The organism is Sorangium sp. So ce131 (assembly GCF_051519095.1).
Taxonomy (GTDB): Bacteria; Myxococcota_A; Polyangia; order Polyangiales; family Polyangiaceae; genus Sorangium.
This window is the reverse complement of sequence record NZ_CP150455.1, coordinates 5,773,649-5,788,869: the sequence shown is the minus strand read 5'-3', so window position 1 is coordinate 5,788,869 and position 15,221 is coordinate 5,773,649. Positions and strand designations below refer to the sequence as shown.

Annotated in this window: 13 protein-coding genes; 1 reads left to right on the top strand and 12 read right to left on the bottom strand. The window is 73.5% G+C overall.

The features are described from left to right. Positions 1-114: 114 nt before the first annotated feature. The 6 genes from WMF43_RS20940 to WMF43_RS20915 all read right to left on the bottom strand — a co-directional run bounded on the left by WMF43_RS20940 (position 115) and on the right by WMF43_RS20915 (position 6,643). Positions 115-453 carry a hypothetical protein gene (locus WMF43_RS20940; RefSeq protein WP_437682692.1) on the bottom strand — a complete coding sequence of 113 codons (339 nt, stop codon included), beginning with the start codon at positions 451-453 and terminating at the stop codon, positions 115-117. A 186-nt stretch (positions 454-639) separates the two neighbouring features. Then, the gene (locus WMF43_RS20935) at positions 640-1,041 is read right to left on the bottom strand and encodes an SPW repeat domain-containing protein (RefSeq protein WP_437682690.1); all 402 of its coding nucleotides are present in this window, start codon (positions 1,039-1,041) and stop codon (positions 640-642) included. Positions 1,042-1,432: 391 nt separating this feature from the next. Next, entirely contained in the window at positions 1,433-2,530 is a 1,098-nt protein-coding gene (locus WMF43_RS20930) for an alpha/beta fold hydrolase (RefSeq protein ID WP_437682688.1), read from the bottom strand. A gap of 141 nt (positions 2,531-2,671) precedes the next feature. Next, positions 2,672-3,853 (bottom strand): cytochrome P450, encoded by a 1,182-nt coding sequence (locus tag WMF43_RS20925; RefSeq protein ID WP_437682686.1) that lies wholly within the window; start codon positions 3,851-3,853, stop codon positions 2,672-2,674. A gap of 163 nt (positions 3,854-4,016) precedes the next feature. After that, positions 4,017-5,036 (bottom strand): M23 family metallopeptidase, encoded by a 1,020-nt coding sequence (locus tag WMF43_RS20920; protein ID WP_437682685.1) that lies wholly within the window; start codon positions 5,034-5,036, stop codon positions 4,017-4,019. A 155-nt stretch (positions 5,037-5,191) separates the two neighbouring features. After that, positions 5,192-6,643, bottom strand: coding sequence for a DEAD/DEAH box helicase (locus WMF43_RS20915; protein ID WP_437682683.1), 1,452 nt, complete (start codon positions 6,641-6,643; stop codon positions 5,192-5,194). Between the two features lie 430 nt (positions 6,644-7,073). Here WMF43_RS20915 and WMF43_RS20910 point away from each other — a divergent pair, with 430 nt between their 5' ends. Continuing rightward, positions 7,074-8,369: a hypothetical protein gene (locus WMF43_RS20910; protein ID WP_437682681.1), complete on the top strand. Its 1,296-nt coding sequence runs from the start codon at positions 7,074-7,076 to the stop codon at positions 8,367-8,369. Between the two features lie 62 nt (positions 8,370-8,431). On the opposite strand, the gene WMF43_RS20905 is transcribed toward WMF43_RS20910, so the two are convergent. The 6 genes from WMF43_RS20905 to WMF43_RS20880 all read right to left on the bottom strand — a co-directional run bounded on the left by WMF43_RS20905 (position 8,432) and on the right by WMF43_RS20880 (position 15,165). Then, on the bottom strand, positions 8,432-8,878 hold the full coding sequence (locus tag WMF43_RS20905) for a hypothetical protein (protein WP_437682679.1): 447 nt from the start codon (positions 8,876-8,878) through the stop codon (positions 8,432-8,434). A 162-nt stretch (positions 8,879-9,040) separates the two neighbouring features. After that, positions 9,041-9,430: a DUF4150 domain-containing protein gene (locus WMF43_RS20900; protein WP_437682677.1), complete on the bottom strand. Its 390-nt coding sequence runs from the start codon at positions 9,428-9,430 to the stop codon at positions 9,041-9,043. A gap of 12 nt (positions 9,431-9,442) precedes the next feature. Next, positions 9,443-10,093, bottom strand: a complete 651-nt coding sequence (locus WMF43_RS20895; RefSeq protein WP_437682675.1) for a DUF3540 domain-containing protein — start codon at positions 10,091-10,093, stop codon at positions 9,443-9,445. A gap of 31 nt (positions 10,094-10,124) precedes the next feature. Beyond that, a complete protein-coding gene (locus WMF43_RS20890; protein WP_437682674.1) occupies positions 10,125-11,168 on the bottom strand; it encodes a pentapeptide repeat-containing protein in 1,044 nt (347 codons plus the stop codon). Continuing rightward, positions 11,165-13,852 carry a DUF2169 family type VI secretion system accessory protein gene (locus WMF43_RS20885; RefSeq protein ID WP_437682672.1) on the bottom strand — a complete coding sequence of 896 codons (2,688 nt, stop codon included), beginning with the start codon at positions 13,850-13,852 and terminating at the stop codon, positions 11,165-11,167. Before WMF43_RS20885 ends, WMF43_RS20890 begins: the two co-directional genes overlap by 4 nt. Then, complete coding sequence (locus WMF43_RS20880; RefSeq protein ID WP_437682671.1) at positions 13,849-15,165, bottom strand: pentapeptide repeat-containing protein; 1,317 nt, start codon at positions 15,163-15,165, stop codon at positions 13,849-13,851. Before WMF43_RS20880 ends, WMF43_RS20885 begins: the two co-directional genes overlap by 4 nt. Positions 15,166-15,221: the final 56 nt, after the last annotated feature.

Here is a 15,221-nt window from a genome sequence, read left to right as displayed (position 1 = left end):
GGATGGACGGTCAAGCGTAACGGACGACCATCCATAATAACGACAGAACCTGCCGCCCCGGCCGGACTCGGCCGTGGACGCGGCGCAGGACGGCGGCGCGAGGGCGCCGCCCCATCAGCGGTGCTTGATCGTCGCTCCCGTCACGGGGTCGCGCAGCAGGATCGGGACTTCCTCGTCCTCGCCGCGCTCCTCGCCGCCCAGGCGAGCCCGCGCCTCCTGGATCGCCTCGTCCACCGCGGCCTGCGCGGCCTCTCGCGCCGCCTCCCCTGCGCCCTCGACCTCACCCCCGCCGCCGAACTGCGTCGCCCGCCGGTCCTCCTCGGCCCGCCGCGCGCGCTCGCGGTTCGCCTGCGTGTCGAGCTCGTCGCTCGTCCCGCCGACCGGGGCGGCCCCCACCTGGAAGTCACCCACCCGCAGGCTCATCGGGTTGGTCTTCTTCGACCCGTCGCTCATCGCGTGCCTCCTCCTGCCACGCGCAAGCTTGCCGTGGATCCGGGCGCGTCACCAGGCAGGGCGCTGCCCGCCGGCGCCGGGGCGGCGGCGTCCCCTCCCCGGCCGGGTCGACCCATGGACAAAAAGCGCGCGGCCGGGGTGTTGCCCCAGCCGCCGCGCCTGTTCGAGGACGAGCCTCAAGCAGGTTCAGGAGAACGAGCGATCTTCGGACCGATACCGCGCGCCGGCCGCCGTCGAGGCGTAGGCAGAGCGGTAGTCGGTGATGAGCCAGACCAGGCCGACGGCCACGCCGGTCGCGAGGAAGAAGTTCCGCGCCGCGGGGACCTCATCGAAGTTGAAGAGCCAGGGCGCCGCGACGAGGAAGACGCCGACCGCCGCCTCGAGCCCGCCGTGGACCGGGAACGGGACCAGCTTGGCGGCGCCCAGCGGGAAGGCGGTGAGCAGCGTCATCCCGGCGTGCACGACGCCGAGGACATAGCACAACGTCTCGGGCAGCCCGCCGAAGCCGAACAGCGAAGGGGCCAGCAGGAACAGGGCCGCGACGGCATAGTCGATATATCCATGAACTCGAGGCGACAGGATCTTCATGACCGACTCCTTGCAAATCCTTTGTTTGACTTGATTGCCTTCGTCGGTGTCCAAGGCTGCAAGCTGCATGCCGCAGCGGCGCCCGGGGCGCAGGGGCCGTCCGGGGAGCGAGCTCAGCGGAGAGCCGCTCATTCGGCCGCGCGCGAAGACCGTGTCTGTCCGCCCGCGGCCGCGCGGCGCGGCGGCGCGGCGAGGAGCGGCGTTTTGCGCGGCAGGAGGCCCGCTGGTGGCGGTCTGGCGCGTGGCACATTGCCTCGACATGCGCGCCCGCCACATGACAGGAAGTCGCCCGGGGGGCCTGTCCTCGGACGGAGAGGCCGAATCAGCGCGACTGTCCAGCGCGCTCGCCCGCGGCCTCGGCCGCGCCCCGGGCGTGGCGGCGGGGAGATCCCTAAGGCGCTTGCTCGAGGAACCCGAGCAGCGCCTCTCTGTACTTGTCGAACGCCTCCACCTGGGGCAGGTGGCCCACGCCGGGGATCTCGACCAGCTTGGCGCCCGGGATCACCTGCGCGGCCTTCTTTCCGAGGGTCGTGTAGTCGCCGAGCGCGGCCGCGGCCTCCTTCGGGGCCCACGCCCGGCCGAGCGCCGTCCGGTCCCGCAGCCCGATGATGAGCAGCGTGGGCGTACGGAGGCGCGGCAGCTCGTAGACGACAGGCTGGGTGAAGACCATGTCGTACGTGAGCGCCGAGCACCAGGCGACGCGAGCGTACTCCGGGTGTCTCGTCCAGCCCGCCTGGATCTCGATCAGCCGCTCGTACTCGGGCTTCCACGCGCCGTCGTAATAACTCTTGCGCTGGTAGTCGCGGATGCTGTCGGGCGTCGCCGCGAGCTCTTGCTTGAACCAGGCGTCGACCGAGCGGTAAGGGACGACCGTCTTCCAGTCCTCGAGGCCGATGGGGTTGACGAGGACGAGGCGCTCGGCGCGGCCCTCGAACATGAGGGCATACCGCGCGGCGAGCATGCCCCCCATCGAGTGGCCGACGACGGCGGCGCGCTCGACGCCGAGCGAGTCGAGCAGCGCGCGCGTGGCCTCGGCCAGGCCGTGAAAGCTGAACTGGTAGGAGGCGGGCTTCGTCGACTTGCCGAACCCGATCTGGTCGGGCGCGATGACCCGGAAGCCCCGCTCCGAGAGCGCCCGGATCGTCGGCTCCCAGTAGGCCCCGGAGAAGTTCTTGCCGTGCAAGAGGAGCACCGCGCGCCCGTTCGGCTTCTCGGGCTGCACATCCATGTACGCCATGCGCAGCTTCTGGCGCTGCGACTCGAGCTCGAAGTACTGGACCGGAAACGGATAGGTGTACGACGAGAGCTCGGGGTCGAGGCCCGCCGCGGGCGACGCGTCGGGGCGCGCGCCCGGCGTCGCCGTCGGCGCAGGGGTCGCCGCCGGCGCGGCTGGATGGAGCTCCGCGCGCGGGGCCGGCGCGCAGGCCGCGGCGGGCAGGAGCGAGGCGAGGAGCGACGCGAGGACCGGGGTGAGCGCGAGCTTTCTCAACGGGAGACCTCCAGGGTTGGCTGGCCGCGCCGCGGGGAGCCGCGGGCCTCCAGGCAGCGGGCTTTCTAGCGGCGGCGCCGCGCGCGCTCCACGGCCCAGAGAAAATTTGTGATCGCGCCGCCGCGGCCTACCTGGAGCCGATCAAACGACGTAGCGGACCCAGCACTCCTTCGGCCCTCGCAGCAACAACCCGAGATTCCACTCGGGCTCTCTCCCTGCCCACTCGAACCGTCCGGGGAGAGACATCAGCACCTCGAGCCCGATCTTCGCCTCGGCGCGCGCGAGCGCCGCGCCGAGGCAGAAGTGCGGACCGTAACCGAACGACAGCCCTACCTGCCGCTCGCGATCGAGGTCGAACCGGTCCGCGTCCGGGAAGACCTGCTCGTCGCGGTTGGCCGAGCTGATCAGCGCCGCCACGAACGCGCCCTCCGGCACCTTCACCCCGCGGATCTCCACGTCGGCCTTCGCCTGCCGCATGCCGATCTGGGCCGGAGGATCGAAGCGCAGGGTCTCCTCGACGAGGGCCGGGATCAGCGCCGGATCCGCGCGGACCCGCGCGTAGACCTCGGGGTGCTCCGTCAAGATCTTCATCGTGGTGTTGAGCAGGTGGGTCGTCGTCTCGAACCCGGCGGCGAGCAGCAGGAAGAGGAAGCTCACGATCTCCGGCTCGGTGAGCGCGACGCCGTCGATCCGCGCGGCCAGGAGCTCGCTCACGAGGTCGTCGCGCGGCGCCGCGCGCCGCGCCGCGATGACCTCCAGGAGGTACCGCTCGAGGTCGGCGATGGTCGCGCGGATCCCCTCCCTCATCTCCGGCGTGGCCGCGGCGATCGCGACGAAGTCCGCGGTCCAGCGCTTGAAATGGGCGCGCAGCGCCGGGTCGAGGCCGAGGAGGTCGGCGATGGCCGTCGCCGGGATGGGCACGGCGAGCTCGGCGCAGAAATCGATCTCGCGCCCGGGGGTCAGCCGCTCGACGAACGCCGTGGCCGTCGCGCGCAGCAGGGGCTCGACCCGCGGGATCACGCGCGTGCTGAACGCGCGGCTCACGATCGCCCGGGCCTTGGTGTGCTCCGGCGGGTCCATGAGCAGGATCGAGTCGACCATCGGATTGCGATCGATCCACGGCGGCAGCAGCGTCACGCGGCCGGTATTCGAGGAGAACAGCTCGGCGTTCTTGAGGACGAGCGCGACGTCGTCGTAGCGGCTCACCGCCCACATCCCCCCGGGATCCACCTGGCAAACGGGCGCGGAGCGCCGCAGCTCCGCATAATAGGGATAGGGGTTCGCGCGCACCTCCGGTGCGAGCAGGTTCAATCGATTGCTCATGCATCCCTCCCTGGGATCTGGCGATTTGACGAAGCCGCACATCCTCCGCGATTGCGCGGAGAGCGTCAATGGATGTCGCCCGTGGGACGCAGGGCGTCGCGTTCGTCGGCTCGTCGCGTTCGTCGCGTTCGTCGCGTTCGTCGCGTTCGTCGCGGCGTGCGTGTCACTTGGCGGCAGGCACCAGGAGCTCGGGGTCGACGCGGGTCTCGAAGAGGTTCATGCGCCAGTCGAGGTGCGCGCCGTTCGTGCGGCCGGTCATGCCGACGGTCCCGATGACCTGCCCCTGCTTGACCTCGTCGTTCACCTTCACGCTGAAGCCGTGCAGGTGAATGAAGGTGGAAGTCAGCCCGTGGCCGTGGTCGAGGACGATGGTGTGTCCGCTCAACGGGAGGTCCTTCTCGACGAGCAGGATCTTGCCGCAGGCCGGCGCGCGCACCGGCGTCCCCACGGGCGCCGAGATGTCCACGCCCCAGTGGATGCCGCCATCCGTGCCGTTGAGCAGGCGCGGCTGGCCGTAGCGCGAGGTGATCGGGCCCCGCGTCGGCCAGATGAAGCCGTCTTTGTAGCAGTTCTTCTTGGAGTACTTGTTCCGGAGGGCGTCGAGCTTCTTGTCCGCCTGCGTGAGCTTCACGCGCGTCGGCATGTCGAGCTTGACCATGTTCTCCGGCAGGTGGTCGACCTTGTCGGTCTCGAACTTGCGCTGCTCCACGTCGAAGACCTTCTCGAGCACCTGCCCGTCGTCGAACGTGATGGTCAGCTTCTCCTGCGCGGGCGCGTTGCGCGAGAAGGCGATGAGGAACTCCCCTTCATCGCTGACGGTCACGCGGTGGCCGGGGAACGCCATGCGGCGCAGCTTTCCGTTCAACTTCGCGCGGAGGAGCCCTCCCTGGACGGCGCGCCCTTCCACCGAGAGCCGGCTCGCGTCGGCCGCCGGCGGCCCGGCGTCGGCCGCGCTCGCCGCGGGCGCCGCGGAGGCGCTGGCCAGGGCAGGCGCGGCGGCGTCGGCCGGCGGGACATCTGGAGCGGCCGCCGCCGGCGCGCTCGCCGAGGCGGGCGGCGCGGCCGAGGCCGCCGGCGGCGTGTCGGCGGAGGCTTGAGCGCTCGCGGCGGGCGAGCCCGAGGGGGCGCCGCGATCGCAGGCCGTGACGGCGAGCAGGCTGACGAGGATGGCGGGGACACGCATGGGGCGGATCGTGCCAGAGGATCCGCGCATCGACGAAATAATGTTGATGCGCCCACGCCGGCGCGCGCCCGTGCGCGCCGGCCGGTGGGGCTTCCGGGCGGCGTCCGGAGCGGGGGGCCGATGGGCGTGTGGCGGTCAGAGAGCGGGCGGTGGGTTCAGCGGCTCACGCGAGGGGCGCCGGGCTGCGCATCCATGCGCTGGGCGCCGGGCCGCGCCTCGCCGCGCTGGGCGCCGGGCCGCGCCTCGCCGCGCTGGGCGCCGGGTCGCGCCTCGCCGCGCTGGGCGCCGGGCCGCGCCTCGCCGCGTTGGGCGCCGGGTCGCGCGTCGCCGCGGGGGCCGCCAGGCCGCCCGTCCATGCGCTGGGCGCCGGGTCGCGCCTCGCCGCGGGGGCCGCCGGGCCGTCCCTGCGGCCGCGGACGGGCCTGGACGTGCGCCTGCGCCTGCGCCTGCGGCGCGGGCCTCGGGTCGCCCTGGGACAGGGTGAGCCCGGGGATGGAGAAGACGGGCAGGCGCTTCTGGATGAGGCGCTCGATGTCGGCCAGGTAGGGGCGCTCCTCGCTGTCGCAGAACGAGACCGCCACCCCCGACGCCCCGGCGCGCGCCGTGCGGCCGATGCGGTGCACGTAGCTCTCCGGGATGTTCGGGAGGTCGTAGTTGATCACGTGCGAGATGTCGTCGATGTCGATCCCGCGGGCCGCGATGTCGGTCGCCACGAGCACGCTCGTCGTCCCCTGCTTGAAGCTCGCGAGCGCCCGCTCGCGCGCCCCCTGCGACTTGTTCCCGTGGATGGCGACGGCCTCGATCCTCGCCCGGCTGAGCTGCTGGACGACGCGGTTGGCGCCGTGTTTGGTCCGGGTGAACACGATCGCCCGGTGGAGCGCCGGATCCTTGAGCACGTGCTCCAGCATCGCGCGCTTGTCGGACCGCTCGACGAAGACCACCCGCTGGTCGATGTTCTCGGCCGTCGTGGCGACCCGCGCGACCTCGACCCGCACCGGGCTGCGCAGGATGCTGTTCGCGAGCTTCTGGATGTCCGGCGGCATCGTGGCCGAGAAGAAGAGCGTCTGCCGCCGCTCGGGCAGCATCGCGAGCACGCGCCGGATGTCGTGGATGAAGCCCATGTCGAGCATCCGGTCGGCCTCGTCGAGCACGAGCGTCTCGAGCCGCCCGAACGGGGCGATGCCCTGCGAGCAGAGGTCGAGCAGCCGGCCCGGCGTCGCCACGAGCACGTCGACGCCGCGGCGCAGCGCCTCCATCTGGGGGCGCTGCCCGACGCCGCCGAAGACGACCGCGGTGCGCAGGCCGAGGTTCTTGCCGTAGGTGGCGAAGCTCTCGCCGACCTGCGCCGCGAGCTCGCGCGTCGGGGTGAGCACGAGCACGCGGAGCGCGCGCTGGCCCGAGGAGGTCCCGCCCTGCGCGAGGCGCTGCAGGATCGGCAGCGCGAACGCCGCGGTCTTGCCGGTGCCCGTCTGCGCGCAGCCGAGGACGTCGTTGCCCGCGAGGATCGGGGGAATCGCCTGCTCCTGGATCGGCGTCGGGGCGCTGTACCCCTCGGCGGCGATGGCGTTGAGCAGCGGTTGAATCAGCTTCAGATCGGCAAATTGCATCGATGCTGGGCCCTCGCAGAGAGCCCCTCCTGACAGGGCAAAAGGCGCCGCGGCACCGCGCCCCGGAACACGGGGAGCTCGGTGACAGAGAGCTGTCGTCCTGCGCCTCAGCAGAGGCTGCCAGGCCATGTCGACAGCGACCGAGCACCGCAGCCCGTGCCAGGTCAGTCCGATGGGCGGCCACTCTAGTCGATGCTGTACGGAAGTCGAGCAGTGACCGCATCCGCGGGCGAGCAGGGGCGACGGCCGCGCCGCGCGCTGGCCCGGCCACGGCCATGCCGTGCGCGAAGACCGGGCGCGCCACGCGCGAAGACCGGGCGCGCTCGCGGCCGCGCCGGGCGCCGGAGCGGGTTCCGTGACCTCGGCGCCTCGTGCTACACCCTCGGCCCTCCCGAGCCGCCCGCTCGCGCTCGCGCCCCTGCTGCACCCCATGGCCCACCCTGCCGAAGCCTCCAAATCGCCGGCGCACGCCGGGCTCTCCGCGCCGCGCCGCCCAGGCCTTCGCCTCCTCCGCCGGCGCTGGCTCCTCGGCTCGATCGCCGTCCCGGTGCTCGCCGGCGCGGGGCTGTGGACCGCGGTGCACCGGATCCCGTGGATGGGCCCGCTCGTCGCGAACGGCCTGCGCTCGGTCATCGGGACCGAGAACGTGACCGCCCTCGAGGAGACGGCGTACGCGGTCGAGGATCACGTCCACCGCCTCTTTCGCAAGAACGAGCCGCCGAAGACCTACTGGGAGGTGCCCGAGCAGGCCCCGGAGCCGGCCGCGCCGGCCGTCCAGGCGGCCGTCGCTGGCGGCGCCCCCGGGGCCGCCGCGGGCCCTGCGCCGGGCGCCCCGGACGCCGCGCGGGCGGCGTTCCGGCCGAAGGACGTCGGCCCCTCGCACTCGGCGTGGGAGGCCCCCGGTGACGGCCGGTGGGTCCCCATCGTCGATCGCGCGCGCCCCGAGGACGCGCCGCGCCTCTACAAGACGTTGCTCCACCCGGATCCGCACCGTTCCTGGGCCGAGCTGTTCGTCGTGGCGGTGGATCTCTCCGGGGTCGACGTGCACCTCATGGCCGGCTCGCGCGAGCCCGCGGCGACCACCGAGGAGGGCAAGGGCTACGCGCGGCCCGCGAAGATCCCGGAAGACCACCGGGACCGGCTGCTCGCGGCGTTCAACGGCGGCTTCATGACGGAGCACGGCCAGTGGGGGATGCGGCTCGACGGCGTGACGCTGGTGCGCCCCCGCGACCAGGGCTGCACCGTCGCACATTACGCCGACGGGCGGATGCAGATCGCGCCGTGGCCCCGGATGGCGGCCGACGAGGGCGGCATGCGGTGGTGGCGGCAGACGCCGAGCTGCATGGTCGAGGGCGGCGAGCTCCACCCGCTGCTGCGCGCGTCCGAGGTCCGCAACTGGGGCGCCACGCTGGACGGCAACACGGTGATCCGCCGCTCCGCGGTGGGGCTCGACCGCGAGGGCAAGGTCCTCTTCGTCGCGATCAGCAACCACACGACGGCGTCGGCCATCGCGCGCGGGCTGCGCCACGCGGGCGCCTGGGACGTCGCGCAGCTCGACGTGAACTGGTCCTACCCGAAGTTCCTGACCTACGAGCCGGGCGAAGGCGGCGCCCTCAAGGCGGTCGCGCTCGCGAGCGGCTTCGAGTTCGCGGACGACGAGTACCTCGGCAAGCGCTCCCTGCGCGACTTCTTCTACCTGACCCGCAAGTCCCCGGCGGCGCCTTGACGAGGGCGGCGCTTCAGGTCGCCCCGCGCGCGGCGCCCTGACCCGCTGACCCGCGCGGCGCCTCAGGGCGCGTTGCAGACGAGGATCTGCTCGATCGCCTCGACGAGGATCTGCTCGACGCGCTCGGGCGAGACGTCGGTGGGGCGGGCGAACCGGTCGATGTCGAAGGGCGTGGGGTTGACCTCGAGGTACGCGAGCACCTGCAGCGGGTAGCCCGTCCAGCGGATGACGCAGAAGCCGACCACGTTGCGGGTCGCGGTGGCCTCGCGCAGGCCGAGCGCGAGCTCGATGCTCGGCGTGCCGTGCCCCTCGTCGAGCACGATGCGCGGCGCGTGCCCCGCCTTCCGGAGCTCGCCTGCGAACTCCTCCATCTGGGGGCGCAGCACGCCGTCCCGCAGCGCGTCGAACTCGCGGAGGAACTCCGCCTCCGCGGGGGGGCGGGTCTCCTCGATGCGACGCGCGTACCGGGCCGTGAGGCGCTCGATGCGGAGCCGGTTGTGCTCCTTCATGGGCTTCCTGGAGCGACCAACGGATTGAAGCCGCCAAGACGCCAAGGACGCCAAGGACGCCAAGAAGAGGGCAGAATCTTGGTGTCCTTGGCGCTCTTGGCGCTCTTGGCGCTCTTGGCGTCTTGGCGACTCATTTCTCGCTCGAGCATTGAGATCGGTGCTCTAGGGGGCGAGGACGAGCACCTTGACCTGGCTCGGCACGATGCTGATCCCAGGGGCGTTCACGGAGTTCTGCAGCGTGATGCTCGTCATGCGCGTGACGGGCGCGCCGCCCACGAGCACGGTGAACGCCCCGGTGATGTGGCGCGAGGGGCCCATCACCGTGTGCGACACGACGCCCGTCTCCAGGCCGGCGTTGTCGCCGTTCGTCAGCGGCACCTGCGTCCGCATGTTGTGCGCCGGCGTGCAGCTGACCAGCACGTTGTAGACCGCCGGCACCCCCATCGGCTGGGCCACCAGGTTCGGGTACGGCACCGGCAGGTGCGCCGGCGGCGTCAGGCACACGTCGGGCCCGCCCAGGGCCATGCCTCCCATCTGCGAGTTCGCGAACATCGGTGCCTCCTGTCAGCCGAGGTGGATCTGCCCGCCGTCGATCTTCGTGAGCTCGCCGCTCGAGACGAGCGTCGCCTCCGCCTTGATGTTCACGGCGGCCCGGGCCTTGACCTCATAATACTGCGCCCGCACCTGCTCCGACTCGGCGATGAAGCGGTACGCCCGGTCGAGGCGCTGCACCCAGCGGCCCGCGATCGACTCGACCGACCTCGCCACGGTCTTCACGCGGTGCACCTGCGCGACGAGCTGCTCGCCGACGTACGTCATCGCCCCGACGGCGAGCGAACCCTCGGCGGCGGCGACGCGCACCGTGCCCGCGGCCACGGCCGCCTCGGCCGGCGTGACGAGGCGCACCCCCTCCCCCGCGGTGACCGTGAACCGGCCGTTCGGGGCGCTCACCTCCAGATCGCCGTCGGCGACGAGGCGCGCGGGCGCGTCCCCGTCGCGGTCGAGCACGGCGAGCACGTGGCAGCCGCCCTCGTGCAGCGCGAGCAGGACGCGATCGCCGAGCGCCGGCTCGACCAGGCAGCTCACCGCGCGCCGCGCGGCGTAGTCGCCCGACCCGACGCGCACCTGGAACGACCGGCCCATCGCCCCGATGACCGTGCCCACCTCCTGCGTCGCGAAGGTCTCCACCCTTTGTCTCGCCAGATTGTCTCGCATCGTCTCTCTCCTGCTGCCCGGAGGGGAACCCTCAGGGCGTCCAGCGCTCGGCCTCCAAGAGCTCCTCGTCGTCGCCGAGCGCGAGGGCGCGGTTCGTGAAGATCGCGCCCGCGTCGCGCGTCTGGTGGAAGCGGGCGCGGAAGATCTTCGCGTGCGAGAAATCGGCCTGCTCGACCCCCGCGCGCGAGAAGTCGGCGTAGGTGAGATCGGCGCCGCGGAAGCTCGCGAGCGGGCACTTCGCCCGCTGGAAGATCGCCTGGTAGAGGTCGGCGTCGCCGAGGTTCGCCGCCTCGAGGTCGGCCTCGGTGAAGGTCGCCTGGCGCGCCTTGAGGTGCTCGGCCGACGCGCCCGCGAGGCGCGCGCCGAAGAAGATGGCCCGCTCGGCGCGCGCGCCGTCGAGCTTCGCCGCCGTGAGGTCGGCGCCCTTGAAGTTCGCCTGGACGAGCGTCGCGCCCCGCAGGTCGCACCCGGCGAGATCGGCGTCGGTGAGCTGCGCCAGCGTGAGGTTCATGCCCGAGAGGTCCTGCCCGCGCAGGCTCGCCCCGGCGAGCACCGCGAGGTGCATCGAGGCGCCGCGCAGGCGCGCCGCGGACAGGTCGGTGTTGAGCAGGCACGCCTGGTGGAGCCGCGCCTCCTCGAGCACCACCTCGGCCATCTCGGTGTCCACGAACGCGAACCGGTCGAGGTTCGCCGCGCGGAAGCTCGCCTGGTCGGCGCGCCCCTTCACCATGTCCCCGACCGTCAGGTCGGCGCCGTCGAACGAGGCGCCCGAGGCGTCACACTCCACGAAGTCCGCCGACTGGAGATCGGCGCCGCGGAAGGAGGCGCCGAGCAGCGCGCACTGCGTCCACGTGCTGTGGCGCGCCTTGACGCCGGAAAGATCGACCCCGGAGAGGTCGCACCCGCTGAGCACCGACTCCTCCAGGCTGGCGCCCGCGAGGATCGCGCCCCGGAACGAGACCTTCTCGAAGACGACCCCCGAGAGATCGCTCCCGGACAGGTCGAGCCCGGCGAGCCGCGCCTCGGCGATCACCTCCCCCGCCTCGACCATCACCATCAATTCGTCCCGGGTCATCCGTCTTGCCTCGTGAAGAGCACGCGCTTCGTGTGGGCGTCGGCGAAGCTCGTCCGGTCGTCGCCGCGGGCCTGGAGCAGGTTCGCGGAGAAGAGGTTCGTCCGGGCGAGGTTCGCCCCGGCGAGCTTGGCCTTCTGCAGCAGGGCATCCATGAGGTTCGCGCCGGACAGATCCGCGTCCGTGAGGTCGGCCCGGATGAACCGCGCGCCCTTGCCGCGGAGCGACGCGAGGCGCGCCCCGCGCAGGTCGGCCTCGCTGAAGTCCGCCTCCTCGGCCGCGGCCCCCTCGAAGATCGCGCCCGCGAGCCCCACGCCACGCAGGTGCGCCCCCGCGAGCTCGGCCCCGGAAAAATCCGCCCCTGGCAGAGAAGATTCCGGTACCAGCCGAATGTTCGCCGCGCGGGCGCGCTGGAACGAGGCGCCTTCCACGTGCATCTGCACGAAGGTCGCCTGCTCGAGCTCCGCGTCGCTGAAGTCGATGTCCCGGCCCGTGCACTGGAAGAACGTCGCCTTGCGGAGCTTCGCGCCCGCGAAGCGCACGCCGGCGAGATCGACCCGGAAGAACAGCACGTCGTCCGCCGCCACGCCGCGGAGATCCGCGCCCGCGAGGGAGGTCTCGTAGAGGTCCGCGCCTTCGAGGTCCGCGCCCGACAGCAGCGCGCCCGCGAGCCGCGCCCGGTGGAGGTTGGCCCGGGACAGCCGGGCCCCCTCGAAACTCGCGCCCGCGAGCTCGGCCTCGCCGAGGTTCGCCTCGACGAGCCGGGCCCCGGACAGCGTCGCGCGCTCGAGCCGCGCGCGCGCCAGCACCGCGCCGGACAGGTCGGCCCCGGAGAGGTCACACGCCGTGAGGTCCGCCCCCTCGAGCAGCGCCTCGCCGAGGTCGATGCCGGCGAGGCGCAGCCCCCGCAGGTCGGCGCCGGTCAGGTCCCGCCGCGCGAGCGGCTCGCCCGCGGCGAGCGCGCGCTCCACGTCGGCGCGGAGGGCGGCCTGGGCCGCCTCGTCCCGCGGCGAGGCGGGCGGCAGCAGGTGGGCGGAGAGGCGGTAGGCGCCGAGCAGCGACGCCTCGGTCTGGCGCAGGCCCTCGGCGAATGTCGGATCGGCGAGCTTCGCCTCGAGGTCGTCCATCGGCGCGCCGCCCGCGCGCCCCACCTCGGCGAGCTCGCGGAGGCGCGCGAGCTCCTCGTCGGCGCGGAACTTCGGCGGGCCGCCCCCTTCGCGCCGGCCCTTCTCGGCCATCGCGTCGAAGTCGACCCCCTGCTCGGCGCAGAGCTTCCGCGCCTGCTCGCTGGGGTCCTGCGCCTCGGCGTCCTTCATGGCCGCGGCGGCGTCGGCCTCCGCGCGCTCGACGAAGTCGGCCAGCTCCTCGATCCCGGGCGGCTCCGGCGCGGGCGGCACCTCCCTCGGCAACGTCTCGTCCGGATCGTTGCCGAGCGCCGCGGTCGCCGCGCGCGCATCGGCGAGCTCACGCTGCGCGCGCGCGCGCGACCGCCGCTCCATGTGCCCCTTCCGCTTCAGGAGCTCCTCCATGTCGCTCAGGCGCTCGTCGGGGAAGGAGACGGGCGGCGCGCCCGGATCGGCCTGCGGCAGGAGATCCCTGTCGCGCAGCGCGTGAAGGTGGCCCTTGTCCTTGTCGAGCCGCTGCGCGAGCACCGCGCGGTAGTGCTCGAGCGGCCGCGGGGCGTCGGACCGGTCGAGGGCGAGCAGGAGCACGTCGAGATCCGCCGCGTCGTCCTCGGCGACGTCGATCATCCCCCGGAAGATCGCGACCCCCCGCTCCGCGCCGGGGAGCAGGATCACCGTCTCCAGGCGCGTCGCGACCTCCTCCAGGGGCGCGTCGCCGTTGCCGTCGCCGCCCGCCGCGGCGGCGCCCTTGCGCTGGACGAAGCACCGCGCGCGGACCCTGGGCACGCGGGCCGCGAGGCGCGGCTTCGTGGGGTGCAGGTTCTCGAGCAAAAGCGCCTCGCCGCCCTCGAAGTAGCCGGCGGGCAGCCGTTGATCTTCCGGGGCCACCTGGAAGTACTCCGGATCCAGATCCTTCGCGAAGCCGGGGAACTCCTGCTCGACCCATTTGGGGCCGTACGTCCCCATCTTGGCCAGGCGCCCGGCCAGCGTCGGGTCGAGCGCCCCGAAACACGCGGGCGGCGGGCGGTCGCCGGGCGATTTCACGAGGTGCTGCGGGTGCTCCAGGTGCGGCAAGAGGTGCACCCGGGCCCCGCCTTCCTCGGTGGGCGCGAGCCCCATGCCCCGCGGGTTGGGCGGGTAGTCCGGCCCGCCGAAGGCGTTCTCCCAGACGAGCTCCATCTCCGTGATGGGCTCGGGCTCCGTCGGGCCGCCGAGCTGCCAGCGCCGCTTGCCGACGACGTAGAGGCTCTTGTCGACGAGGGCGGCGTCGCCGCGGCGCACCTCCAGCCGCGCCGGGAACGCCGGCTGCGGCTTCCCGCCGGGGGCGTACGCCCGGCCGAAGACGAGGACCTCGCCGCGCGGCTTGGGCAGGCCCTCGTCGAAGATCGCGTCCTTGCCCAGCGTCCTCGCGACCTCCTGCCACATCGCGGCCTCGGGCAACGCGAGCTCCGGCGCGTCCAGGGGGAAGTACAGGAGCACGCCCACGCTGAGGTGGTGCGCGCGGCGGACGGTGACCACGCGCTGGTTGAGGGAGAGGCGCACCGGCCTCACGACGCGCGTCACGGCCGGCCTCCTTCGGGGTTCGCCTGGCCGGCGATTTCGAGGTTCGCCTGGCCGGCGATCCCCAGGCCCACCTGGCCGGCGATCCCCAGGCCCGCCTGGCCGGTGATCCCGGCGAGGCGCACGTCGCGCAGGCGCGCGCCGCGCAGGTCGGCGCCCTCCGCGGTGGCCCCCTCGAGGCAGGCGCCTTCCAGGTCGATCCCGCGGAGGCGCGCCCCGTCGAGCGCCGCCTCGGAAAGATCCGCGCCGCGGAGCGTGGACGCCGGGAGCACCCGGAGCGCGCGCGCCCTCGCCTTGCGGAACGAGGCGCGCTCGGCGCGCACGCTGCTGAACGTCGCGCCCTCGAGCTGCGCCTCGGCGAAGTCGGCCCGCGCCGCCTCGCACTGGAAGAAGGTCGCCTTCTCGAGGTTCGCCCGCACGAACCGCGCTCCCCGGAGGTCGACGTGCGAGAAGAGCACCGCGTCCGCGCGGGCGCCGCCGAAGTCGGCGCTGCGCGCGACCGCGCCGAAGAGGTCGGCGCCGCGCAGGTCGGCCTCGGTCAGCCGCGCCCCCTCGAGCCACGCCTTCTGGAGCACCACGCCGCGCAGGTCGGCGCCCCGGAGCTCCGCCCGGCCGGCCTGGACCTCCCCGAGCTTCGCCCCGTGGAGGTCGGCCCCCTGGAGCTGGGCGCCCTCCAGCCGGGCGCGGGAGAGGTCGGCCCCGGCGAGGTTCGCCCCGGAGAGCTCGCAGCCCGACAGGTCCGCGCCCTGGAGCGAGGCCTCGCTCAGATCCACCCCCGCGAGGACCAGCCCGCGCAGATCGGCGCCCTGGAGATCCCGGCCCGCGAGCGGCTCGCCCGCGGCGATCGCCGCCTCGACCGCGGCGCGCAGCGACGGATCGGCCTCGGGCGTGGGCCTGCCCAGGGCCGCTGCCGGGACGAGCCGCTCGAGCGCGCCCGGCGACGCCGCGAGCGCCGCCCCCGCACGGCGCAGCCTGGCCGCTCCCTCCGGATCGGCCACCCCCTCGGGCATCGCCAGGTGGGACGTGGCGAGCGTGACGCTCGCGCCGATCGCACGCCGGGGATCGTCCTTCGTGCCGGCCGCGGGCCCGCTGCGGTCGTTTCGCGGGGGCGCGACGGGCGCAGGCCCGGACGCCTGGCGCAGCGCCCGGGCGGCCTCGGCGAGCGCGGCGCGTGGATCGGCCGTCTCCTCGGCCGGCGCCGTCCGGAAGGCCTCGTTCCGTCCCCTGGCGCCTCGGAGCGCCTCGCGCGCCTGCTCCAGGGCGAGCTTCAGCTCGGCCGCCGGGCCGCGGCCGCCGCCGGGTTGCTCGGTTATCACGTCACGCGCCACGTCGTGCTCCGCCCTCGATGCTCATCGATGCTCGTCTTCAAAAG

What these genes read in the sequence shown, in the direction of transcription:
- WMF43_RS20910 (WP_437682681.1), top strand. Translation starts at nt 7,074, where the DNA reads ATGGCCCACCCTGCCGAAGCCTCCAAATCGCCGGCGCACGCCGGGCTC.
- WMF43_RS20935 (WP_437682690.1), bottom strand. Translation starts at nt 1,041, where the DNA reads ATGAAGATCCTGTCGCCTCGAGTTCATGGATATATCGACTATGCCGTC.
- WMF43_RS20895 (WP_437682675.1), bottom strand. Translation starts at nt 10,093, where the DNA reads ATGCGAGACAATCTGGCGAGACAAAGGGTGGAGACCTTCGCGACGCAG.
- WMF43_RS20900 (WP_437682677.1), bottom strand. Translation starts at nt 9,430, where the DNA reads ATGTTCGCGAACTCGCAGATGGGAGGCATGGCCCTGGGCGGGCCCGAC.
- WMF43_RS20920 (WP_437682685.1), bottom strand. Translation starts at nt 5,036, where the DNA reads ATGCGTGTCCCCGCCATCCTCGTCAGCCTGCTCGCCGTCACGGCCTGC.
- WMF43_RS20915 (WP_437682683.1), bottom strand. Translation starts at nt 6,643, where the DNA reads ATGCAATTTGCCGATCTGAAGCTGATTCAACCGCTGCTCAACGCCATC.
- WMF43_RS20940 (WP_437682692.1), bottom strand. Translation starts at nt 453, where the DNA reads ATGAGCGACGGGTCGAAGAAGACCAACCCGATGAGCCTGCGGGTGGGT.
- WMF43_RS20905 (WP_437682679.1), bottom strand. Translation starts at nt 8,878, where the DNA reads ATGAAGGAGCACAACCGGCTCCGCATCGAGCGCCTCACGGCCCGGTAC.
- WMF43_RS20890 (WP_437682674.1), bottom strand. Translation starts at nt 11,168, where the DNA reads ATGACCCGGGACGAATTGATGGTGATGGTCGAGGCGGGGGAGGTGATC.
- WMF43_RS20925 (WP_437682686.1), bottom strand. Translation starts at nt 3,853, where the DNA reads ATGAGCAATCGATTGAACCTGCTCGCACCGGAGGTGCGCGCGAACCCC.